General features: G+C 57.8%; 1 rRNA gene (running past one end of the window). It reads right to left on the bottom strand.

Annotated features, from left to right (window positions below):
* Nucleotides 1-1292: ribosomal RNA gene (locus HHX41_RS39340) — 23S ribosomal RNA — on the bottom strand; its annotated part reaches 1263 nt to the left of the window's first position; the annotation flags it as partial.

The following is a 1292-nucleotide window of genomic DNA, read 5'->3' as shown; positions in this document are numbered from 1 at the left end:
CTAGTCTGATCACCAGTAAAGGTCCCCCTTCTCCCGAAGTTACGGGGGCAATTTGCCGAGTTCCTTAACCACAGTTCACCCGACCGCCTTGGTATTCTCTACCTGACCACCTGAGTCGGTTTAGGGTACGGGCCGCCGCGACACTCACTAGAGGCTTTTCTCGGCAGCATAGGATCACCCACTTCGCCACAATCGGCTCGGCATCACACCTCAGGCTTAATGAGAGACGGATTTGCCTATCTCTCGCCCTACATGCTTACCCCGGGACAACCACCGCCCGGGCTGGGCTACCTTCCTGCGTCACCCCATCGTTTACCTACTACCAGATCAGGCCAGGCGTTCACCCTGACGCCGGCTCCGAAGAGCCAACCGGGCTAAGGACCCTTAGTATCACTGGATTCGATATGGGCGCATCACAGCGGGTACGGGAATATCAACCCGTTGTCCATCGACTACGCCTGTCGGCCTCGCCTTAGGTCCCGACTTACCCTGGGCGGACGAACCTGCCCCAGGAACCCTTGGTCATCCGGCGCAGAAGATTCTCACTTCTGACTCGCTACTCATGCCTGCATTCTCACTCGCACGACCTCCACCACACGATCACTCGGCGGCTTCACCGGTTCGCACGACGCTCCCCTACCCACCACCGAACCTCGAAAGACTCGGCGGTGCCACGACTTCGGCGGTGTACTTGAGCCCCGCTACATTGTCGGCGCAGAATCACTTGACCAGTGAGCTATTACGCACTCTTTCAAGGGTGGCTGCTTCTAAGCCAACCTCCTGGTTGTCACTGCGACTCCACATCCTTTCCCACTTAGCACACGCTTAGGGGCCTTAGTCGGTGATCTGGGCTGTTTCCCTCTCGACCACGGAGCTTATCCCCCGCAGTCTCACTGCCACGCTCCACTTACCGGCATTCGAAGTTTGGCTGACGTCAGTAACCTTGTCGGGCCCATCAGCCATCCAGAGCCCTACCTCCGGCAAGCACCACGCAACGCTGCACCTAAATGCATTTCGGGGAGAACCAGCTATCACGGAGTTTGATTGGCCTTTCACCCCTACACACAGGTCATCCCCCAGGTTTTCAACCCTGGTGGGTTCGGTCCTCCACGCAGTCTTACCCACGCTTCAACCTGCCCATGCGTAGATCACTCCGCTTCGGGTCTACAGCATGCGACTCAGACGCCCTATTCAGACTCGCTTTCGCTACGGCTCCCCCACACGGGTTAACCTCGCCACACACCATAACTCGCAGGCTCATTCTTCAAAAGGCACGCAGTCACATCACAAAC

Origin of the sequence: Microbispora sp. H13382 (genome assembly GCF_014161445.1) — a bacterium.
Taxonomy (GTDB): Bacteria; Actinomycetota; Actinomycetes; order Streptosporangiales; family Streptosporangiaceae; genus Microbispora.
The sequence above is the reverse complement of the archived record's forward strand: the minus strand, read 5'-3'. Positions and strand labels throughout refer to the sequence as shown.